Source organism: Paracidobacterium acidisoli (assembly GCF_003428625.2).
Classification (GTDB): Bacteria; Acidobacteriota; Terriglobia; order Terriglobales; family Acidobacteriaceae; genus Paracidobacterium; species Paracidobacterium acidisoli.
Window position 1 is genome coordinate 384,267 of the sequence record NZ_QVQT02000003.1, and the last position, 20,994, is coordinate 405,260.

18 protein-coding genes and 1 tRNA gene are annotated in these 20,994 nt (G+C 58.8%); 10 read left to right on the forward strand and 9 right to left on the reverse strand.

The genetic code is table 11. The features are described from left to right. Positions 1–6 precede the first annotated feature (6 nt). Positions 7–525 carry a MarR family winged helix-turn-helix transcriptional regulator gene (locus tag D0Y96_RS09210; protein ID WP_117299075.1) on the reverse strand — a complete coding sequence of 173 codons (519 nt, stop codon included), beginning with the start codon at positions 523–525 and terminating at the stop codon, positions 7–9. A gap of 104 nt (positions 526–629) precedes the next feature. Between D0Y96_RS09210 and D0Y96_RS09215 the strand changes: the two genes are divergently transcribed. The 3 genes from D0Y96_RS09215 to D0Y96_RS09225 all read left to right on the forward strand — a co-directional run bounded on the left by D0Y96_RS09215 (position 630) and on the right by D0Y96_RS09225 (position 3,463). Further along, positions 630–1,277, forward strand: coding sequence for a hypothetical protein (locus tag D0Y96_RS09215; protein ID WP_117299076.1), 648 nt, complete (start codon positions 630–632; stop codon positions 1,275–1,277). Positions 1,278–1,352: 75 nt separating this feature from the next. Continuing rightward, the gene (locus D0Y96_RS09220; protein ID WP_117299077.1) at positions 1,353–2,072 is read left to right on the forward strand and encodes a DUF2306 domain-containing protein; all 720 of its coding nucleotides are present in this window, start codon (positions 1,353–1,355) and stop codon (positions 2,070–2,072) included. A gap of 251 nt (positions 2,073–2,323) precedes the next feature. Continuing rightward, positions 2,324–3,463, forward strand: coding sequence for an alpha/beta hydrolase (locus tag D0Y96_RS09225; protein ID WP_117299078.1), 1,140 nt, complete (start codon positions 2,324–2,326; stop codon positions 3,461–3,463). 51 nt (positions 3,464–3,514) lie between these two features. Here the strand turns inward: D0Y96_RS09225 and D0Y96_RS09230 are convergent, their stop codons facing one another. The 7 genes from D0Y96_RS09230 to D0Y96_RS09260 form a co-directional block, all read right to left on the reverse strand. Further along, positions 3,515–5,377, reverse strand: coding sequence for a DUF885 domain-containing protein (locus D0Y96_RS09230; protein WP_252263625.1), 1,863 nt, complete (start codon positions 5,375–5,377; stop codon positions 3,515–3,517). Positions 5,378–5,465: 88 nt separating this feature from the next. Continuing rightward, the gene (locus D0Y96_RS09235) at positions 5,466–6,470 is read right to left on the reverse strand and encodes a sigma-54-dependent transcriptional regulator (protein ID WP_117299739.1); all 1,005 of its coding nucleotides are present in this window, start codon (positions 6,468–6,470) and stop codon (positions 5,466–5,468) included. A 155-nt stretch (positions 6,471–6,625) separates the two neighbouring features. Beyond that, a complete protein-coding gene (locus tag D0Y96_RS09240) occupies positions 6,626–7,024 on the reverse strand; it encodes an ArsR/SmtB family transcription factor (RefSeq protein ID WP_350449019.1) in 399 nt (132 codons plus the stop codon). Next, positions 7,021–7,488 (reverse strand): SRPBCC family protein, encoded by a 468-nt coding sequence (locus D0Y96_RS09245; RefSeq protein WP_117299080.1) that lies wholly within the window; start codon positions 7,486–7,488, stop codon positions 7,021–7,023. The genes D0Y96_RS09240 and D0Y96_RS09245 overlap by 4 nt, the downstream gene beginning before the upstream one ends. A 23-nt stretch (positions 7,489–7,511) precedes the next feature. After that, on the reverse strand, positions 7,512–8,078 hold the full coding sequence (locus tag D0Y96_RS09250; protein ID WP_117299081.1) for a dihydrofolate reductase family protein: 567 nt from the start codon (positions 8,076–8,078) through the stop codon (positions 7,512–7,514). A gap of 212 nt (positions 8,079–8,290) precedes the next feature. After that, positions 8,291–9,055 (reverse strand): ABC transporter ATP-binding protein, encoded by a 765-nt coding sequence (locus D0Y96_RS09255; RefSeq protein WP_117299082.1) that lies wholly within the window; start codon positions 9,053–9,055, stop codon positions 8,291–8,293. 69 nt (positions 9,056–9,124) lie between these two features. Continuing rightward, positions 9,125–10,498: an efflux RND transporter periplasmic adaptor subunit gene (locus tag D0Y96_RS09260; protein ID WP_252263626.1), complete on the reverse strand. Its 1,374-nt coding sequence runs from the start codon at positions 10,496–10,498 to the stop codon at positions 9,125–9,127. Positions 10,499–10,731: 233 nt separating this feature from the next. Here D0Y96_RS09260 and D0Y96_RS09265 point away from each other — a divergent pair, with 233 nt between their 5' ends. From D0Y96_RS09265 to D0Y96_RS09290, 6 genes are all read left to right on the forward strand, one after another. Continuing rightward, positions 10,732–12,483, forward strand: coding sequence for a GWxTD domain-containing protein (locus D0Y96_RS09265; protein WP_117299084.1), 1,752 nt, complete (start codon positions 10,732–10,734; stop codon positions 12,481–12,483). 98 nt (positions 12,484–12,581) lie between these two features. Next, positions 12,582–14,282, forward strand: a complete 1,701-nt coding sequence (locus D0Y96_RS09270) for a carboxypeptidase-like regulatory domain-containing protein (protein WP_117299085.1) — start codon at positions 12,582–12,584, stop codon at positions 14,280–14,282. 152 nt (positions 14,283–14,434) lie between these two features. Next, a tRNA-Lys gene (locus tag D0Y96_RS09275) sits at positions 14,435–14,510 on the forward strand. A gap of 36 nt (positions 14,511–14,546) precedes the next feature. Continuing rightward, the gene (locus D0Y96_RS09280; protein ID WP_117299086.1) at positions 14,547–16,196 is read left to right on the forward strand and encodes a flippase; all 1,650 of its coding nucleotides are present in this window, start codon (positions 14,547–14,549) and stop codon (positions 16,194–16,196) included. Between the two features lie 3 nt (positions 16,197–16,199). After that, positions 16,200–17,150: a glycosyltransferase gene (locus tag D0Y96_RS09285; protein WP_117299087.1), complete on the forward strand. Its 951-nt coding sequence runs from the start codon at positions 16,200–16,202 to the stop codon at positions 17,148–17,150. After that, positions 17,147–18,463 (forward strand): O-antigen polymerase, encoded by a 1,317-nt coding sequence (locus D0Y96_RS09290; protein ID WP_117299088.1) that lies wholly within the window; start codon positions 17,147–17,149, stop codon positions 18,461–18,463. Before D0Y96_RS09285 ends, D0Y96_RS09290 begins: the two co-directional genes overlap by 4 nt. 37 nt (positions 18,464–18,500) lie before the next feature. Here the strand turns inward: D0Y96_RS09290 and D0Y96_RS09295 are convergent, their stop codons facing one another. Beyond that, entirely contained in the window at positions 18,501–19,583 is a 1,083-nt protein-coding gene (locus D0Y96_RS09295; protein ID WP_158562324.1) for a glycosyltransferase family 4 protein, read from the reverse strand. Between the two features lie 93 nt (positions 19,584–19,676). On the opposite strand from D0Y96_RS09295, the gene D0Y96_RS09300 reads away from it, so the two are divergent. Then, the gene (locus tag D0Y96_RS09300; protein ID WP_147324994.1) at positions 19,677–20,828 is read left to right on the forward strand and encodes a glycosyltransferase; all 1,152 of its coding nucleotides are present in this window, start codon (positions 19,677–19,679) and stop codon (positions 20,826–20,828) included. Positions 20,829–20,994: the final 166 nt, after the last annotated feature.

The following is a 20,994-nucleotide window of genomic DNA, read 5'->3' on the forward strand; positions in this document are numbered from 1 at the left end:
CTGCGCTCAGGGCTGCCTTCTGCGGGGAGCACCGGGATCTCCGGCATTTCGGCTGCCGAGTGTTTTATAGCCGGGATGGACGCCGCGGATCAGTCCCTGCTGATCGGCGATGCGCTGCAGCAGCGACGTGAGCGTCACGCGCTCCTCCTCGTTCAGCGCACTGCACAGATCTTCGTTGTGCTGCTGCGAGATGATCCGGATCTGCCCCAGCATCTCGTTGCCCTGGTCGGTAAGCCGAAGGGAATTGGTGCGGCGGTCGCCTGTGTTGCCCTCACGAACAACCAGACCCATCGACTGCATCTCGTCGATAACGCCAACAAGGCGGCTGGCATGCATGCCCAGCTGCGCCGCCAGCTCGCGCTGGCTGAGGGCAGAGGAGAGCGACAGCCTGCGCAGAATGCCGGCATGAGCCGGAGCGAGCTTCAGCGGAGCGAGCCGTTCAGCAAACTTTTTTGCGGCATGTGCCCCGATCTGGGCCAGCAAAAGCGCTGAAAAGGCTCCTTTTGGAGGTCGTGCAAGGTCCATGATCAAAAGTATTGCATTCCATAATCGTTACAAATAATAATCATTACATTATGGAACAAAATGCTGCAAACCTCTCCCCTCAGGTTCGTCATGCCGGACCTCCTTTGATCCTTCCGGCTGTGATTTACACCCTGCTCATGTTCGGCGGCGGAGCAACGCTGAGCGCCGCCTTCGGCATTCCGCACGATTCGGTGCAGAAAGCAGCGGCGTATATGGCGAAGGTCTCGCTGCAGATCCGCTGGGGATCGTTCTGCGAGCTTGCGTCTGCGATTCCGCTGGGCGTATTTGTGGCGACGGCGGTGAGCCGTCTGCGCTTTCTGCGGGTGCGCGCCGCAGGCGAGGTGATTGCCCTCTGCGGCGGCGTGATCGCCACGGGGATGCTGCTGATTTCGTCGCTCTCCATCTGGTCGCTCACGCGCCCCGGCATTGCAGAGGCTGATGGTGCAGTGCGGGCTTTGCAGGCGATGAGCTTTGCGGGCGGCGGCCCGGGCTTTACCGCTCCCCTGGGGCTGTTCATCGCCGGCATTTCGATTCCGGCGGGGCTTTACCGCCTGATTCCGCGATGGCTGATGTGGCTGGGGATCGTCGTGGCCGTGGCATGCGAGTTGTCGACGCTGACCCTGCTGGTGTGGAATTTCTCGTGGTTTATTCCCGTGGGACGCTTCGTGAGCGTGGTGTGGATGATCGGAGTGGCGGTGACGCTGCCGTCGCGGCGCGACGCAAGCCCGAAGGCCGCGCAACCGGCGATCTAGCCGGCCTCCGGTGGGCGATTCCCACCTTGTAAAGAACGTCCTCTGCAGCACAGAGGCAGGATCGCGGAGGGATGTATGACTCGGACAAGTGAATCGGCATGGAGCGCGCCGGAAGCGCTGCGAGCTCCTGGCGCGTGGGTGTGGACCCTGTTTTTTCTGCTCTGCCTGATTGCCGTGGGTGCTGCGGCTCGGAGGATTGCGGTGCTGCTGCTGCCGTCCGCGCAGCCGAGTGTCTCGCAGACGGCAGCGCTCGACGCGACCTTTGCAGCGCACAAAATGCTCACGCTGGCGCATATCGTTCCCGCGCTGCTCTTCGTGCTGCTGCTGCCGGCGTGGTTTTCACGAACGGTAAGAGGCCGCGTGAATCTGCACCGCAATATCACGTATGGGCTGCTGATTCTCGGACCCATCGTCGGTGTGACGGCGGCGCTGCTTAGCCTGCATCCGGTGGGCGGCCTGAATGAGGCCACGGCGGCGCTGCTTTACGATGCGCTCTTTTTGTTTTCGCTGGGACGGGCCTGGCTGATGCTGCGCAGAGGCGACTGGACGCTGCATCGCCGATGGATGGTGCGGGCCGTGGCGGTGCTGCTGGGCATTGCGACGACACGGCCGGTGATGGGTGCTTTCTTTGCGACGCGAAGCGTGACCCATCTCACGCTGCATCAGTTCTTCGGAACGGCCTTCTGGATCGGCTTTACGATCACCTATATTGCCGGAGAGAGCTATCTGCGCGCGTATCCCGACGCACCGGCAGCCGCCGAAATGGCTCCGGCAGCCGCAGGAAGTGAAGCTTAACCGGACGGGCCTTCCTGCAGTGCCGGATCACGGCAACAGGGGGTGTTGCGGCCGTTAAGGCGCGCTCCCGCCATCCACTATGCTGAGGAAAATATTCCGGCACAGGCGTGATATCTTCACGCGCGACTCCAGTGTGCTCTGCGGCGGTGGCGGAGATGGTATAAATTTCTCCGGCTGTCTATGTTGCGCCTATGCAGGGCCTCCGAGCCTGCTGTCCGGCGGCTGCGTCGAGATCACACACAAGGAGCTTCATGCTGCGTCTTCTGAGCATCGCGTTTTTGATTGTCCCGCTGGCTGTTGCGGGTCCGGCTGTTACCCTCGCCCAGACGCCTCCCGCTGCGCCGGCACATCCTGTGCGTCCCACGCCGCCCACCCGCGATCCTCACACGCCGGGCTATGTGTCGGCGCAGGAACTACCCGACGGCGCGAATGCTCCGGCAAATCAGGATGGCAACTTCATTCTCGGGCCGACACATGATCCTGCTCCGGAGATGGCCGTGCGCGATGACGTGCCGCAGGGAGCGGTCTACGAGTTCATAATGAGTTCGTCGGACAGCAAAATCTATCCCGGCATCCTGCGCGATCCCGGCACCTTCGGCACGCCGGACCCGAACAACCCGGCAAAGCTGATCGTTACCACCAGCCATCCCGCTCCTTATACCCGCAAGGTCACGGTCTACGTGCCGAAGCAATATGTTCCCGGCACCGCTGCGCCCTTTATCGTCGGAGCCGACGGGCCCGACCACATGCTCTTCACCGCGCTCGACAATCTGATCGCAGAGCACAAGGTTCCGGTGATGATCGCCATCTCGATCAGCAATGGCGGAGGCGATGCCCAGGGCAGCGAGCGTGGCCTCGAATACGACACCATGTCCGGCGTCTATGCGGAGTTCGTCGAGCGGGAAGTCCTGCCGCAGGTGGAAGAGCGCTATCACATAAAGCTGACGAAGGACCCCAATGGCCGTGCGACGATGGGTGGCAGCTCCGGCGGCTCCTGCGCGCTCATCATGGCCTGGTATCACCCGGAGCTCTACCACCGCGTGCTCACGTACTCAGGCACCTACATCAATCAGCAGTGGCCCTGGAACCCGAAGACGCCGCACGGCGCATGGGGATTCCACGAGACGCTCATTCCGAAAAGTCCGCGCAAGCCGCTGCGTATCTGGATGGAGGTCGGAGACAGAGACCTTTTCAATCCGAACACGATGCGCGACGGCATGCACGACTGGGTCGTGGCGAATGAGGATATGGCCCGGGTGCTGGCCGCCAAAGGCTATCACTATCAGTTCGTCTTCGCCCGCAACGCCGGGCATGTGGACCGCGCCACCAGACAGCAGACTCTGCCCGAGGCCCTCGAATATCTGTGGCAGGGTTATCCGGTCACAAAGTAGTTCGTTGCGGAGTGCGATCGCAGCCGGGTCGCACTCCGTAACCGGAGTAGGCTACTGGCTCTTCTGCTGCCCGGTCTGTGCACCGATCCAGGCGTGAATACGCGCGTCGAGCACATCCAGAGGCAGAGCGCCGGAGTCGATCACCTGATCGTCGAAGGCCCGGATGTCGAACTTCGGGCCAAGCTGCTGCCGCGCCGCCTCGCGCAGCTCCAGAATTTTGAGCTGGCCGATCTTGTAGCCGAGAGCCTGCGCCGGCCACGCGATATAGCGATCGACTTCGGCATTGATGGTGGCGTCGTCGAGGCCTGAATGCTGATGGAAATAATCGACCATCTGCTGACGCGTCCAGTGCTCCGAGTGCACCCCGGTATCGACAACTAAACGAATCGCGCGAAAGATATCGGCTTCGAGGCTGCCGAAGTCGGAGTACGGGTCCTGATAAAAGCCCATATCCCCGCAAAGCCGCTCGGCGTAGAGCCCCCAGCCCTCGGTGAAGGCGGTGAAGTCGAGGTACTTGCGAAACTCAGGCAGTCCGGTCAGCTCCTGCGCAATGGCGATCTGCATATGGTGGCCGGGCAGCCCTTCATGGCAGGCGATGGACTCGACCGTGGTCAGCGAGCGGTGCTCGAAGTCGTAGGTGTTGACGAAGACTGTGCCGGGCCGTTTGCCGTCAGCGCTGGGCTCTTCGTAGTAAGCAGGCGCCTGATCCTTTTCGATATACGCCGGGACGGCCTCGACCACTAACGAAGCCCTGGGCAGGCGGCCGAAATATTCAGGAAGCCTGGGCCGGATCTGATCGAGGTCTGTGCGATAGACACCCAGAAGCTGCTCGCGGCTGGCCGGATGCAGCTTCGGATTGGCGGCGACGGCGGCGCGCAGAGCGGCAATGGAAGAGAAGCCGAGCTTCTGCGCGACGGCAAGCATCTCTGTCTCGTCACGCTTTACTTCATCGAGACCGATCTGGTGAATCTGCGCCGGAGTGAGATCGGTCGTGGTGCGCTGTTTTACGAGGAACGCATAGTACGCATCGCCATTGGGCAAAGCCCACACACCCGGGTCGATGCGGCCCGCAGGAATATAAGTGACCTGCAGAAAGCGGGCGAAGCGCAGGTAGGCGGGATACACCTGCTTCGTGATGGCAGCGAGGACCGCGTCGTGAATGCGGCTCTGATCGGCAGCGGAGATGCCGGCGGGGAACTTCTTCAGCGGACCGGCAAAGGGACTGTCCTCCGGTTTCTGCGCCGTGATGGCGTTCACCTGGGTCAGAACCTTTTCCAGCAGATACTTCGGCGGCACGCGGTGGTCGTCGATGCCGGTCAGCATGTTGTCGGTGACCTGCTGAAAGGCGTGCGGAATTTTGCCGAGGCGCGCGATGTAGTCGTCGTAGTCTTTGACCGTGTCGAAGGGAAGCCGCGCGACGAGACGCGGCAGCTCGGTGTGAAGGCCGGAGAACTGGTTGACCGGCATCTCCCAGGGAGTGAACTCGGACTCCTCCAGATCGTTGACCAGGTCGCGGGCCATCAGATCCTTGCTCAGCGTCTCCTGCTCGCTCATGCCGGCGGTGTCGATCTGTCCCAGGCGGACGAGATAAGCGCGATCGCGCGCAAGCCCGTCATTGTAGGCGGCGACGGAGTAGTCGGTGAGCTGGTCGTTGAAGCGTCTGTCGCCGATGCTCGAGGCGAACTCGGGCGAGTGGCTGAGCTGATCCTGCCAGATCTCGTCGAAGAGCGACCGGAGAGCAGCAGTGCGGTCCGCCAGGCTCTGCGGAGCCGCGGGCTGGGCGGCCGGCGCGCTCATGTGCTGCGCGTTCTGCCGCTCTTCGGCCTGGCGCTGCACATCTTTGGGAAAGGTCTGCGCGGCAAGAGGAAGAACCAGCGCAGGTAAAAGGGCTGCTGTGAGGGAAATTCTGTTCATAAGCGCTGCGGCTTGTAGTGTAACGCGGCCATGAAGACGCGTTGTGACGATGCCGCAGCCTTTCACGCGGAAGAAGCAGCCTGTCCGGTCAGCGGCCGCTCTGCAGATGGCCGGACTCGAGCAGCCGGTAGAGCGTGGAGCGGCTGATGCCGAGCAGATGGGCGGCGCGCAGCTTGTTGCCGCCGACGCGGCCCAGAACCCGCGTGACGTGGCGCAGAATGGCGCGGTCGAGGTCGGGGTCAAGATCCTGACCGGAGCCGCAGGCTGCCGGATGGTCGGGTGTTGCTTCAGAGAGAGAGCCGGGATGGGGAAGGGCGGTGCCCGCGCTGTGCATCCGCTGCGACGTGGGCCAGGTGATCGGCGGAAGATCGATGGGGCGAATCCATTCGCTGATGCAGTCCAGCGCGGCGTTGAAGAGAACGGTTTCGAGTTCGCGGACGTTGCCGGGCCAGGTGTGTGCCAGCAGCCGGTTGAGCGTGCCGGGAGCCAGACCGCGCACCGGCTTGCTGTGCGTGGCGCGAACGCGCTCCAGCAGCACCTCGACCAGCAGAGAGATGTCTTCGCGGCGCTCACGCAGCGGCGGCAGCGCGAAGCGAATCGCCGTAAGCCGGTGCGCGAGATCGGTGCGGAAGGAAGCGGCCGCGGTAAGGCGGCGCAGCGGCTCGCAGGTGCCGAAGAGAAGCTGGCGCGGCATGGCCTTTGTGCCGTTGCGAGAGCGGTGCCGCTCGAAGTGTTCGACAATATCCAGCCACTGGCGCTGCTCACCCGGAGAAAGCTCGCTGGTACGCGAAAGATAGAGCGTGCCTCCGTTGGCCTCTTCAAAGAGCGCGTCGAGCGTCGCCAGCGCCGGGGCCGCGGCACAGGCCAGAAACAGCGGCTCGGGCGCCGGCACATCCGGGCCTGCGCCTGCGAGATGCACTGTGGCTCCTGCACGAAGCTGCGTACAGGTTTCTCTGCACTGTGCATGCAGGGTCTGCGCGGCTACTGTCTTGCCGGTGCCGGGCTCGCCTTCAATCGTGGCCACGCGAAAATGGGCAGCGGTGCAGCGCATCTTCTCAAAGAGCCGCTGCATGGCCTGGCTGCGTCCGAACATGGCGCCCAGACGCCACTCCGGCCGCGGCCGATGTTCCGGTGGAACAGGCGCCGGTCCGAAAGAGCTGGATGGATGAGTAAGGTGCAAGCTGCCGATCCTGTGCGAACAGAGGGTTTATCGGCAGCTTCGGGAGGAAGGTGAATCGGCCGTCCGGCTCACTCCTCTTCCGCCAGAAGATCGCCCAGCCGGTCGAAGCGCCGCTGCCACAGAGAACGCCGCTCGCTGACCCACTGCTCGATCAGCATCAGCCCGGCGGGCTCCATCCGGCAGGTACGTACCCGCCCCACCTTTTCCGTGCGCACCAGGCCGCTCACTTCCAGAACCTGGAGATGCTGCACCACCGCGGCCAGCGTGATCAGCAGCGGCGCCGCCAGCTGCGAGACCGAAACGGGACCCTCGCTGCTGAGCTTCTCCACGATCGCCCGCCGCGTCGGATCACCGAGAGCATGAAAGACGCGGTCGACTCCGGAGGCCGGTCGAGCGCTCTCAGACGGCCTGCCCTTCGAAAGACGCGCCGCCGGCCGGTGCCCGCCCGATCCGGATCTGTCCGTCACGACAGCTCCTTCGCCAGATGATCCAGCAGCAGGCGCCATCCCTCTTCCCGCATCGCCGGGCCGTCGGCTCCTTCAAAGAAGGCCGCCTGCTCGGTAAAGAGAAGCACCGTTCCGGCTTCGGCCGCCAAAAGCTCGAAGGTGGCAAGCGAGGACGAGATGCGCTGCTCTCCCAGCGTCATGGAGTAAGCGAGGACGATCCGGCGATCCAGGACGATGTCCAGATAGGTCGTGTCATTCGTGCAGGGAACGCCGACATAGGGCCCGCTGCCGATGCGGGAGCGTATGCGCTCCTGGCCTCCCACACGAAAGTCCATCGTGAACTCTTCGAAGACCGAGGCCTCATTTTCGACAAACCAGCGCCGCTTCTTTGCCGGATCGGCCAGGGCTGCGAAGACGCGTCCGGGCGCAGCCGGATAGCTGCGCTCAATGGTGAAGGTGCTGTGTGCGACGGATCGTTCCTGCATAGCTTGTCTCCTGATGGGTGAGCTCACGCTGCTGGTTCATAGGAAAGATAGATCTTTCCGTTGCGGAAGGTCCGCGATTTGGCCAGGCGCAGCGAAAGCATCTCCGGAATGCCCTCGAACATGCTTCGCCCGCGGCCCAGCGCGACCGGATCGATCATCATCTGGTACTCATCGATCAGGTGCTCCGGGGCCAGCTGAGCCACGATGCTGCCGCTTCCCAGAAGGACCATGCCCGGACCGGGCTCCTCCTTCATTCTGCGGACCGCCGCGACCGGATCGCCCTTCACCAGCGTGGTATTGCTCCACGAGGCCGCGTCTAGAGTTCGAGAAAAGACAGTCTTCGGCATTCTGTTCATGCCTGCGGCTACCGCCGGATCATGCTGCTCGGCCATCGGCGTGGGCCAGTAGCCGGCCATAAGCTGATAGGTCACCCGGCCGAAGAGCAGCTGGCCGTCGCCGCCCGCGTTCTCCGCCACAAAGGCCGCATACTCCGGATCATCATTGCCGTTGCGGGCCCAGCCGAAGGCACCGCTGCCGTCGACGAAATAGCCATCCAGTGAAATATGGTTGAAAACAATCAGCTTACGCATCGCTCTTCCTTCCCGGCGCACATATAGCGCTATTTCCATTCGCCCTTTTATTTAGCGAACGCTTAAGTATTGCGCCGCAGGGAAACTAATTGTCAAGCTAATACTTAAGTATTTTAAAAGCCGGATCTACCGGTCGAATTCTGCCCTAAACAGCGAAAGCCGGTCGGAAATCCCGGCCGGCTCGTGAAGCGCGCTGGTGTACGGATGAATCTTCAGGCTTTCTCGGGGTGACGGATGCGCGAGGAGGGCTCGTCCGAAAAGATTTTCCCGTCGCGGATGTGCACCACGCGGTGCGCGTACTCGGCGATATCCGGCTCGTGGGTGACGAGGACGATCGTGTTGCCCTTCTGCTGCAGGGCATCGAAGAGAGCCATGATCTCGTCGCCGGTTTTGGAGTCGAGGTTGCCGGTAGGCTCGTCGGCAAGAATGATGGATGGACGGTTGATGAGGGCGCGCGCAATGGCGACACGCTGGCGCTGTCCGCCGGAGAGCTCGTTGGGCTTGTGGTTCATGCGCTCTTCGAGGTTTACGTCGCGCAGCGCCTGCCTGGCGCGCTCGATGCGCTCGTCGGCCGGGGTGCCGTTGTAGATGAGCGGCAGCTCGACATTGTGCAGCGCGGTGGCGCGGGCCAGCAGGTTGAAGGTCTGGAAGACGAAGCCGATTTCCTTGTTGCGGATGCGCGCCAGCTCATCGTCGTTCAGCTCGCTGACGAGGTGGCCGCTAAGCCAGTACCGGCCTTCGGTCGGCGAATCGAGGCAGCCGATCAGGTTCATCAGCGTGGATTTGCCGGAGCCGGAGGGGCCCATGATGGCGACGTATTCATTGTGGCGGATGCGAAGCGAGACTCCCTGCAGCGCGTGCACCTTCTCCGAGCCCATCTCGTAGGTCTTCCAGAGATCCTCGACAACGATGACGTCGCCCTGCGGAATGCCCGGGGGGCGGTTGACTTCCTCTTCGCTCATGGTTTTTGTCGCCATCTCCTCACTCCTGCCGGGCATACGATGACGGCCTGCCCGGCAGGTTCATGCCGGACAGGGCCGCTCTTCTTAAGACGATGAATCTGAGGGTTGCGATACCGCGGGCGGAGAAGTGTCCTGTTTGACGAGGGCGTTTTCCTTCAGATCGCGCAGCGCCCGGTAGGTGCCGGTGACGATCTGATCGCCGGCCTTCAGGCCTCCGGTGACCTCGATATCCGTGGTCCCGGTAATCCCGGTGGTGACGGGCACAAAGTGAACCCGCATTCTGCCGTTGTCGCTGCGGACGAGAAAGACTCCCTGTATGGGCTGTTTTGCCGCTACGCTGCCCGAGCCGCTGCCGGTCTGCGGCTTGGGGGCGCTGCCGTCGGGCATGCGCATAATCAGTGCCTGCAGCGGGATGGAGAGCGCGTCGTCTTTATGCGCCGTGGTGATTTTCGCCGTGGTCGAAAGCCCGGGACGCAGCTCGTCGGAGGGATTGTCCACGGTAACGACAACTTTGAAATCCTTGGCTTCTTCGGTGCCGCTGGTCGACTGGCTGGTAGCGACGCCGGTCGAGCGGAGCAGCGCCTGATCGCCCACGAGCGTGACATGGCCTTTGAAGACCTTGCCCGGCAGAGCGTCTACAGTCACATCGGCGGGCTGGCCGATGGCGACGTTGACGATGTCCGTCTCGTCGACCTTGACCTCGGCCGTGATCACCGACATGTCGGCGAGGGTCATCAGCGTGGAGCCTTCGGCGTTCTGGATGCCCTCGACCACCGTCTCACCCTCGCGCACCGGAAGATTGGTGACGATGCCATTGAAGGGAGCGATCGCTACCGTGCGGTTCAGCAGATCCTGATTCACGCGAAGATCGGCGACCTGAGTATTGAGGTGGCCGCGGGCCGAATCCGTCTGCGCTTTTGCCTGGGCCAGCGCCGCCTGGGCCTGGGACAGCGACGCCACATCCAGGTCATAAGCGGCCTTTTTGGCGTCGAAGTCCTGCTTCGACATCACCTGTGCCTGATAGAGAGCCTGAGCGCGCTGATAGTCGAGCCGCTTCTGCTCCAGATCGGCTTTGGCGTGCTCAATATTGGCGTCCTGGGTCTTCTCGGCGGCGATATAGGAGGTAATGTCGGTTCTGGCCGCGGCGATGGCCGCTTCCTGCCCCTGAACATTGGCGCCCTGCTGCACGTTCTCGATGCTGGCGACAACTTCGCCCTGTTTGACGTGATCGCCTTCTTTTACATAGAGATGGGTGATGCGGCCGAAGGCCGTCGCGCCCAGATTGACGTAGGTTTTGGGCTTGATCTGGCCGGTGCCGTTGACCACGGCCACCAGGTTTTCGCGCACGGCTTTGCCCATGAAGACTTTGGTGTATCCGGACTGAGCGCGCACGACCGTCAGCCCGACCAGCCCGCCAAGGACCAGTACGACGACCACAATAATGATGGCCTTTTTCAAGTTCGCATCCTGTTTATTCGACTTGTGACAACAGCCGAGGCTTCGTGGGATGTACGAAAAACCCACAAAAAAGGTTCCGCCGGGCGGCCTGGAATCGAGGGAAACCGGCCACAGTTCCTGGGCGCCCTCCATAATAACAGGGCTCGTTTACAGTCACAGTGAAAGAACGATGCTTGTATCCAGGAGAGCGTGCTCTTAGAATAGAAAAGCCTCGGAGGAGTTGCAGGGCGTTTATGTTCAAACGTAGTTTTTCACTGGATCTTGCCGTGGTGTTTACGGCCCTTGTGTTTGCCGGCGCATGCGCGCCCTTTGCGAAAGCACAGCAGGACACGGCATCCCAAAACGCTTCGACAACTGCCAGCCAGACGCCCGATAACCAGACGACCGACAATCAGGACCCGCTGAAGCGCAGGCTTTCGGACAAAGAGCGCTTCAAACAGCAGAAGGATCTGAAGCAGGAGCTGAAGGGCGAATACAAGAAGTGGGTCAATGAGGACGTTCGCTGGATCATCTCCGATCAGGAGCTGAAGGCCTTCCGCAGCCTCAGCAACGACGAAGAGCGCGACGCCTTCATCGAGGCCTTCTGGCAGCGTCGTAATCCGGACCCGGATTCTCCCGAGAACACCTACAAGGAAGAGCATTACCGGCGCATCGCCTACGCCAACGAGCATTTTGCCGCCGGCAAGCCGGGCTGGATGACGGATCGCGGCATGATCTACATCAAATACGGCGCGGCGGACAGCATCGATTCGCATCCGAGCGGCGGCACCTACGACCGCCCTATCGATGAGGGCGGCGGCACCACCTCGACTTTCCCGTTCGAGACGTGGCATTACCGCTATATCGAAGGCATCGGCGACAACGTCGACATCGAATTTGTCGATACCTGCATGTGCGGCGACTATCACATGACCATCGACCGCTCAGAGAAAGATGCGCTGCTCCACGTGCCGGGCGCAGGACAGACTCTCTATGAGCAGATGGGCATGGCCAAGCAGGCGGACCGCTTCCGTGGCGGCCTCGAGAACCTGGGAACCGGTCCGATGTCCTCCATGCAGCAGAGCAAGGAATTCGACCGGCTCGAGCTCTTCGCCAAGCTGCAGGCGCCTCCGGTCGTGAAGTTCAAGGACCTGGAGACCTTTATTACCAGCCACAAGATTCTGACCGGCCCACCCTTCCCGTTCGATGTGCGGACGGACTTTGTGAAGGTGACCGACGATACGGTGCTGGTGCCGCTGACGCTGCAGATCCGTAACCGCGACATCACCTTCAATACGAAGGACGGCGTCTCGACCGGCCAGGTGAATGTTCTGGGCCGCGTTTCGACGATCACCGATCACGTGGTGCAGACCTTCGAGCAGACGGTCGGCGTGCAGGTGCCGGCGGAGCTGCTGCCGAAGACGCTGGACAATATGAATCTTTACTGGAAGGCTCTGCCGCTGCGTCCGGGACGCTATCGCATCGACATTGCCATCAAGGATGTGAACAACCCGGACCATGTGGGAGTATGGGCGCGGGGCATTGAAGTGCCGAAGTACGACGACGACCGGCTTTCGGCCTCATCGCTGATTCTGGCAGACAAGATGGAGCGGGTGCCTTCGAAGGAGATCGGCGCGGGCAACTTCGTGATCGGCAATACCTTCATCCGTCCGCGCGTCAGCACCAGCCCGGTCTCGCCGGCGACCTTCCATCGCGATCAGAAGCTGAATTTCTGGATGCAGGTGTACAATCTGGGGCTGGACGAGAAGAGTAAGGAAAACAACGCCACGATCGAGTACGAGATCATCGATACGGCCTCGAACAAGGCGGTTCTCGACACCCAGGAAGAATCGAGAAATCTGGAAGCGCGTGCGGATCAGTTAACGCTGGAAAAGAGTCTCCCCCTTGCAAGTCTCCAGCCTGGGAAGTATATGGTGAAGATAAGGATCGATGACAGCATCTCCAAACAGGAGATTGCCCAGTCGGCGCCCTTCACCGTGGAATAGGCATAGTTTGACGGCAAGGCGGCCACAAGAGCCGTCAGCCTGGATGGAAGGTTACAGGGAGCAAATGGCCAGGGGGCAATTCTAAAGCAACTGATTCAGTGACCCGACGTTTCTCCATTACCGGAACCGCACTCGCCGTGCTTCTTGCATCGTTCACGCTGCAGGCCTGGGCAGCAACCCAGCAGGGGCGTGTAACAGGAGTGGTGCGCGACAGCCAGGGAATACCGCAGATCGGTGCTCTGGTGGAACTCCTCCGCCCCGACTACTCTCTCGCCGCCAAAGTTTTTACCGACGATCATGGCCGTTACAGCATCGCGACGGTTGTGCCAGGCATGTATTCGCTGAAGGCCTCCGGCGCGCTCTTTCTGCCCACGCTGCGCGAAAACCTGCAGATACCGGGCAGCGCGCGTGTGGTCGTCAATCTCACGCTGAGCACACTCTATGAGGCCTTCCGCTGGCTGCCCGCAGCGCCCCGGCGCGCCGATGAGCCGCAGGACGACTGGGCATGGACGCTGCGCCTGTCGGCAAACCGCCCTCTGCTGCGCATGCTGCAGGACGGTCCTCTCGTCGTGGTGAATGACGGAGACGGAACCGCCGCGGCTCTGAAAGCGCGGGTCACGATCCGCGGCGGAGCAAGCGATTTCGGCGACGGCGGTCTGCATCACGACTTTGAGCTCGAGCGGTCGAGCGATGACTCCCATCAGCTGATTCTGCGCGCAGACCTCAGCCAGGCGGAGAGCGCCGCGCTGAATGCCGTCGCCGGATACGAGCAGCGCCTGGCCCCGGGCCGGGTGATGCGCACCGTCGCTGCCTTTGAAGATCGTCCCGATATCGCCGGAGGCCCGCAGGCGGAGGGATTTGGAGCCGTGATGCTGCGGGTGGGCGAGACGATGGATGTCTCTGAAGCCGTCACGGCCGAGTTCGGCACCGAGATGGTCGGCGTACACCTGGGCGAAAATGTGATGGAGAGCCATCCCTTTGCCGGAGTCACAGTCCATACGGGCACAGCGACCGCCATCTCGTGGCAGATGGCCACGTCGGAAGGTGCGCAGCATGCGGATCGCCTCGACACCGAAGCGAGTCTGATGCCGGCCGTGGTGGAGCAGAACGGCCACCTCGCCATGGAGCATGGGCTGCACCAGCAGCTCGGCTTCACGCATACGCATGGAAAACTTATGGTCGCGATGTCGGTCTATCGCGATCGCCTGGAGCATCCGGTGGTGATCGGAGGCGGAACCATTACGGAGGCCGACTGGAAGAGCGGCAATCTGCTCTATGACTCATCGACCGATCTGCTGAAGGTCGCAGGGCAGAACTATTCAGGCGACGGCCTTCTTGGCGAAGTGCAGGGGAAGCTCGGTCACGACGCCTCGCTGACGTTCTATGCCGCGATGGGTGATGCGCTGGCGATGAGTGACGCTCCCTCCACCGTTTCCGCGTCGCTGCAGCAGGATCTCGGGAATCTCAAGGCGAAGCAAAGCGAGATGTATGCTGTGGCGCTGACCGGCAAGCTGCATCATGCCGGAACGCAGTGGCGCGCCTCGTATCGCTGGCAGCCGGCAGAGACGCTCACCCGCGTCGACCCCTTCGGAGCAACGCTGCCCGACGCCTATCTGAGCTTCTTCCTGCGCCAGCCGATTCACTATCGCCGCGTCATTCCCAACGGCGTGGAGGCGCTCGTCGATGTGCGGAATCTGCTGGCGAAGGGTTACCGGCCCTTTGTGACCAGCGACGGCAGCAGCCTCTATTTTGCGCAGGATGCGCGCTGCCTGCAGGGCGGTCTCTCCTTCACGTTCTAACCGGCGCGGACATCGCTTCCGAACGGCCGAACATCAGTGGAAGCGGCTCGGTAACGCGCCGCTCCTGTGTTATATTCATGAAAGTGCGCAGCGCGGTTTTCTGTGCATTCCATCCAAAATTGCCGCAGTCATCCCGCCTAAGGCAAAGCTGTGGACGCGTAGCTCAACTGGCAGAGCATTCGACTCTTAATCGACAGGTTGTAGGTTCGATTCCTACCGCGTCCACCATGTAAATCACCCAGATCAATTGCAGGCGCGGAAAATGTGCCGATTTTTCTGCTTTTGGGGGTGGATTATAATGCTCAAAACGATGGATTCGAGGAGAGCAGAAAATACTTAATTAATAACATTGCTCATACGATGCCGCATACCCCCTCAAAAATAGACAGTATAAAAGCCAAAAAGCTGACCAGCGGTCCTTTGCTCGCTCGTAACAGTATCTGGAATCTTGTTGGTCAGATCGCGCCGATGGCAGTCGGTATTGTCGCGATTCCTCGGCTGATTCATGCGCTTGGAACTGATCGATTCGGGGTGTTAACAATCGCCTGGATGGTAGTTGGCTATTTCAGTTTTTTTGATCTGGGGCTGGGACGTGCCATGACCAATCTGGTCGCCCAGAAGCTGGCGGCTGAAAAAGATCATGAGCTTCCCGCGGTTATATGGACAGCCAATCTGCTTATGGCTGTGCTGGGACTTCTGGGCGGAGTCGTCCTTGCATTTCTGTCGCCCGTGCTTGTGCATCACTTATTGAAAACGCCGCCGGCGCTGCAACGGGAAACCACAAGGGCGTTTTATCTGCTGAGCCTGTCGGTGCCTTTTGTTATCAGTACCGCTGGATTCCGTGGCATTCTTGAAGCGCGCCAGAAATTCAGAATTATTAATTCCGTGCGCATTCCGATGGGAATTGCAACCTTTGCCGCTCCCCTCGTTGTGCTCCCCTGGTCAAAAGAGCTGACGGCAGTTATCGGGATTCTGGTGGTTGCCCGAGCCGTCTTTTGGCTTACGTATATCTATCTGGCCACCCGCGACATGCCGCAGATTCTGCGCACAGTTGAGATAGACAGAAGCCTGCTGCCGATGTTGTTCAGCTTCGGCGCATGGATGACAGTTTCCAATATCGTGTCTCCGGTAATGGAATATCTTGATCGTGTCCTCGTCGGTATGTTGTTGTCGCTGACGGCAGTGGCCTATTATGCCACTCCTTATGAAGTTGTCACGAAGCTGCTGATCCTTCCCGGGGCGATTGTCGCTGTTCTGTTTCCTGCATTCTCCACTGCGCTCGTAGCCGATCATGCGCATGCGGGAAAGCTGTTTCGGCGAACCGTGAAATATGTCACACTCACACTTCTGCCGCTTACGCTGTTGATGGTACTTTTTGCCCGGAATGGTTTGGATATCTGGCTGGGCCCGGCTTTTGCCAGTCACAGCACCCGTGTGCTGCAGTGGCTGGCGATCGGTGTGTTTGCAAATGGCATTGCGGCTCTTCCTTTCGCTCTGATACAGGGTGCCGGCCGTGCGGATCTGACCGGCAAACTCCATCTTCTCGAATTACCCTTTTACGTAGCGACTGTATGGGTGCTGACGACAAATTTCGGCATCGAGGGCACAGCCATTGCATGGGCGGTGCGGGTAATTGTCGACGCGATCCTGTTGTTCTGGGTAGCTGGCCGGTTCGCAGACATATTTTTACGATACAGGTCTATCTTTGCGGCGACAGCCGTGATCGGAACGGCATTTGCTTTGGCAATGATCCGCATGAGTCTGCCGATAAAACTGCTGGTGGCTGTACTCATGCTCATATCTCTTTCGGCCGTCACGTGGTTCATGCTGGCAGCGGATGAGCGGGCGCTCCTCCAGGGATTGAGAGGGCGTTTGCTTCCTCCCCGGATTCAGGCAAAAGCTACGAGAGCCTGAAACGTGAAGATTCTCATCGTCATGGTCCGCTATCAGACACCTCTTTCCAGGTCGCTGACTTTGCGAGGGCTTCATGACGCTTTGGCTTCCAGCCCCGTTCTGGCCAACATGTACACAATCATGATCTGGGACAATTCTCAGGAAGCAATTCCAGCGGATCAGTTGCCGCCTTCCCTGCTGTACCGGCATTCCGAAAAAAACCTCGGTGTCTCGGGTGCATATAACAGCTCGGCCCACTATGCGCACGAGCACGGATATCCGTGGATGATGCTTCTGGACCAGGATACCTGCATTCCCATGGATTTCTTACAAAAAATGGCCCAACATTGCGAAGCACTGCTGAATCGTCTGGAGATCGCTGCGGTGGCGCCTGTTGTTTTTGTTCGGAAATTTCTGGTATCTCCTCGGCAGCAGTTATTCAACCGACATCGCGCATATCCATTTGGTGAGATCGGCATCGCTCCGGGTGAGGCATTTGCCATTAACAGCGGCTGTGTCCTGAGGGTCACTGCTCTGCAGCAGGTGGGCGGCTACAGTACAGACTTTTGGCTGGACTACTCGGATCTCTATCTCTTTCATCAGTTTTTTTTGTACGGTCTGAAGGTATGGCGCGCTGCTGATGCAACACTGGAGCACGACATGTCTATCATGGATTATGACAGGCTGATGTCGCCCTCCCGGTACAGAAACTTTTCGTATGCCGAAAGCGCATTCAACGATCTGTATAAAGGCCGCATGGAGAATGCCGTACAGACCCTTCGCGTTTTCGTGCGCGCTCTGAAACAGCGAAAAAAGTATAAGAATCCCGAGTTTTCGCGAATTGCCTGGGAGCAATGGATGTACAGGATGCGCGTTCCCAGAAAAGAACGTATCCGACGCTGGATTGAGGCGGGAAAACTGCGTATGATTTCGCAGTCCAATCCTGAAGATCAGCGCGAGAAGATTTCATCATGATTTTTCTCGACATAGCTTTGATATTTTTTCTTCTGCTGACAGTTACTAACTATCGTGTACAACGATCTGTTCTTTACCCCCCCTTTATCTTCTCCGGAATGTGGCTTCTTGACCTGATTGTGTATCGTTCGGGTCTTCTCGAAATTGATCCGGTACACGGGAAAACACTTTTCATTTTAGCTTTCGGGGCACTGGCATTTAGTATTGGCGGCTGGCTGGCTATATTGACGCCGACAAGAATATTACGCACGCATTTATTTCTGCCTGAAAGAAAGCCACAGCCCAGCTTCATTCGAAATCTGCTTGTGTTGATTCTGATTTGCGGACTTCCCGTCCTTTTCTATCAGGTTTTCCAATTGGGTCGGGGAGGCTCAGGAATAAGCTTCCTGATGCGGGCTCGTGCGGCGCAGGTGGATGCAATGCAAAACGGGCAGCAAATCCATTCATTTTTTCTTGATTACTTTCTTACTATTGCAATTTTCATTTCTTTTGCCTTCGCGACTGAAAAAAGAGACCGGCGCTTCTGGATTGCGACTGGGGTAGCATTTTTCGGGTGCATTCTCAGTACTGGCAGAACGAGCCTGCTTGTTCTGATAGGCGGCCTCAGCGCAATTCGCCTGTTGCAGGCGCATCGCGAATCATTCTCTCAATCTTTAAAACTACTTCGCTGGCCAGTCCTTCTGTTTATTACGCTGTATATTGCGCTGATCTTCATCAATAAAAACACTGAAGGTCTGGTGGGCGGAGCCAGCGGAATCGCGGTGTATTTTGTACTCAGTTATATTGCGGGCCCATTGGCCGCTTTTGACCGCGTAGTACAAAGGCCATTTGACTTCGTCCCGGTTGGGAGCCATGTTTTTGAGTTCCCCCTTAAACTGGCCGGAGCGCTGCACCTCACAAACTACATACCTCCTCCTCGCTTCGATGAATTTATTCTTGTGCCGTTTCCCACAAATGTTTATACGGTGTACAAGTTCTACTTTCTCGAGCTTGGAATCGGGGGCATGCTGTGCATCATGTTGATCGTGGGATTTTTTCATTCCCTGCTTTATCTCAAGGCAAGACAGGGAGGAAAATTCAGCACTTATATGTTCGCATTTTCTTTTTACTCAGTATTGATGGTGATTTTTGACGACGCTTATTCCTCTGCAGGCGGCTATCTTAGAGCATTTATTTTTGGCTGGCTCTATTTCACCGCTGTGTCCGTTCCTCTGCGCTTACACTTATTTCCATCGAGAAAGCAGCCGTCGCATCGATCATCCTCTTCTGCCTCTTTGGCAGGATGTTCAGATGAAACTTCCGAAGCGCTCTGATTTTGCATAACTCAATATCTACCGTTTTAGTTTCACCTCAGATAGAAGAGGTAGCCCCTAAGAGGATTTTCCAGGTTGTCCGGGCGCACATCTCCCATCTGAAACTTTCTGCATGCGTCTGCGCGATTTGCCGGGCAGGATGCCTGCCATGCATAACCTGCGATATCCGCAGCGCGATATCTTCTGGTGAATATGGGTTGCAATAGGTCGCCGCATTTCCGAAAACTTCGGGCAGAGATGAAGTATTGGATACTACGACTGGACACCCCACAGTCAATGCTTCCAGCGGAGGCAGACCAAACCCTTCGTAGAACGAGGGGAACGCAAGACAGCCGGCATTTTCATACAGCGTCCGCAACTCCGCATCGGTGACGAACCCTGTTTGACGGATGCACCCTGGGACATCGTCGCTCCCTCCGAAAACGCGGGAATTTGTGTTGCCCGCAATCACCACCGGAATGCCGGACGCATCCAGCCGGCGAGCCGCCTTCATCAGGCCGGCAAAATTTTTGTTCGGATTCGCAGAGCTGACGCCGAGCACATATGCGCCCCTCACAAGATTGTGCCTCGACAGAATTTCTGGAGAACGTTCGAAGCGAAGCACATGCTCCCCTGACAGATGAGCGCATGATATCCGCTTCTCTTCGACAGGCAGAACGCGCATCAATTCACGACGCGAAAACTCGGAAACAGTGAGAATATGAAGAGCTTTACGCGCAAGATACCTCTGCAGCGCGCGGTAGTAAACACGGTAGGGGAGCCGATAAGCCTCGGGAGTAGAAAATGGCCCGGCGTCATGGATGGTAATAATATGGCGATCGTGCATAATGGGCGCGCCCCCGCATGGCGTAAATAGAACGCTTCCCCGGCAATATGAAGGGAGGTCTACCTGTTCCCAGATCCGGCCTTCCCGGCTCCCGACCTGCCTTATCTGAAGGAAAGAATATCGCGGAATGCTGGCAGCACTTTTCGGAACGAACACGGTAACCGGAACCTGCGGCAGAGAGTTCGCGCTCAGCAGGCAATCCAGGCATCCAAGCAATTCAAAAGCATATCGCTGCACGCCGGTAATTGGCTGCGATAAAAATCTTCCGTTGATGGCGATGGAATCAGAATTCATTTTCATTGTTTTTCATCGCTCGCCCACGGATGGCGACCCATTTCCCGATGATATATTCAGCAGATTGTGCAGCTGAAGCGGGGATCACAGGAGATGTCCGAGAATTTTTTGTCCGATCGACCTTCCATTTTGCATCTGGGGAAATTTTATCCGCCGGACAGCGGCGGTATAGAAACCCATGTTCGGGACCTGGCAGTCAGGCAAGCCAGAACAAATCGGGTTAAAGTCATTGTCGCCAATGCCGGTGCGCGCTACGAAATCGAGAAGATAGATGGCGTGCAGGTTGAACGCCTCGCACACTTCGGCACGATCGCATCCATGCCGGTTTGTCCTGGACTGCCTGCCGCCATTCGTCGCTCCCCCGCGGATTTGGTGCATATCCATACGCCCAATCCGGGGGCGGCACTGGCTCTGCTGATGAGTGGACAGAACGGCAAAATTGTGATCACGCATCATGCCGATACGCTGGGACGGCGCATACTCCGGCAATTCAGCGATCCCTTTGTTCATCGTGTAATGCGCCGCGCGAGCCGCATCATCGTTACATCGGCCCGTTATCTGGAGTCCTCTCCTGAACTGGCGCCTTTCCGGGATAAGTGCTGTATAGTTCCACTTGGAATTGACCTTCAGGACATCGCTTGCAGAAATAATGAGACGATTTCAAAATTTCGCCAGAAGTTTGGAGAACGCTTTATTCTTGCTGTCGGCAGACTTGTTCCTTACAAAGGCTTCAACATTCTCGTTCGCGCCATGAAGAATGTGGACGCCAGGCTCGTTCTGGTGGGTGCCGGGCCAGAATACGATCCATTAGCAAAGCTGGCGGCCTCCGAGGGTGTCACGGAAAGAGTTATCATGCCCGGACGGGTCGAGGATATTCGCCCTTACTTTGCCGCGGCATCTATTTTTGTGCTTCCCTCCCTGACGCGGGCAGAGGCCTTTGGAATGGTGCAGCTGGAAGCGATGGCAGCGGGGCTGCCGGTCGTCAACACCGATATCGATTCCGGGGTTCCGGAAGTTTGTCTCGACGGAAAGACAGGAATCACAGTGCCGCCGGGAGATGCCACTGCTTTATCCAGGGCTATGCAATTACTTTTGGAGCGAAACGATCTCAGGGAACAATTTGGCGAAGCGGCGAGGGTCAGAGTCAATACCGAATATACCGCCGATGTTATGGCGGCGCGCACTTGGTCTGTATATGCAGAAGTCTGCAACAGGTGGCGCGACGTTCCTGTTACGTTTGAATAACTATAAGGGTCTGGTTCCGGACAATCGGGCTTCGTGATATTGCGATCTGGTTCATATCCGTACTCTCATTCTGACGATGCCGCCAGAGTTCGAGTCCATTCTGAATTTACGGCTGGTCGGATGACGACGCACGTGCTCTCTCTCTATTCTGAGGTGATGGGATTTG

Coding starts and splice junctions, on each gene's coding strand:
- D0Y96_RS09225 (WP_117299078.1), top strand. CDS start 2,324: ATGCTGCGTCTTCTGAGCATCGCGTTTTTGATTGTCCCGCTGGCTGTT.
- D0Y96_RS09255 (WP_117299082.1), bottom strand. CDS start 9,055: ATGGCGACAAAAACCATGAGCGAAGAGGAAGTCAACCGCCCCCCGGGC.
- D0Y96_RS09295 (WP_158562324.1), bottom strand. CDS start 19,583: ATGAATTCTGATTCCATCGCCATCAACGGAAGATTTTTATCGCAGCCA.
- D0Y96_RS09300 (WP_147324994.1), top strand. CDS start 19,677: ATGTCCGAGAATTTTTTGTCCGATCGACCTTCCATTTTGCATCTGGGG.
- D0Y96_RS09245 (WP_117299080.1), bottom strand. CDS start 7,488: ATGCAGGAACGATCCGTCGCACACAGCACCTTCACCATTGAGCGCAGC.
- D0Y96_RS09210 (WP_117299075.1), bottom strand. CDS start 525: ATGGACCTTGCACGACCTCCAAAAGGAGCCTTTTCAGCGCTTTTGCTG.
- D0Y96_RS09250 (WP_117299081.1), bottom strand. CDS start 8,078: ATGCGTAAGCTGATTGTTTTCAACCATATTTCACTGGATGGCTATTTC.
- D0Y96_RS09265 (WP_117299084.1), top strand. CDS start 10,732: ATGTTCAAACGTAGTTTTTCACTGGATCTTGCCGTGGTGTTTACGGCC.
- D0Y96_RS09230 (WP_252263625.1), bottom strand. CDS start 5,377: ATGAACAGAATTTCCCTCACAGCAGCCCTTTTACCTGCGCTGGTTCTT.
- D0Y96_RS09290 (WP_117299088.1), top strand. CDS start 17,147: ATGATTTTTCTCGACATAGCTTTGATATTTTTTCTTCTGCTGACAGTT.
- D0Y96_RS09220 (WP_117299077.1), top strand. CDS start 1,353: ATGACTCGGACAAGTGAATCGGCATGGAGCGCGCCGGAAGCGCTGCGA.
- D0Y96_RS09235 (WP_117299739.1), bottom strand. CDS start 6,470: ATGTTCGGACGCAGCCAGGCCATGCAGCGGCTCTTTGAGAAGATGCGC.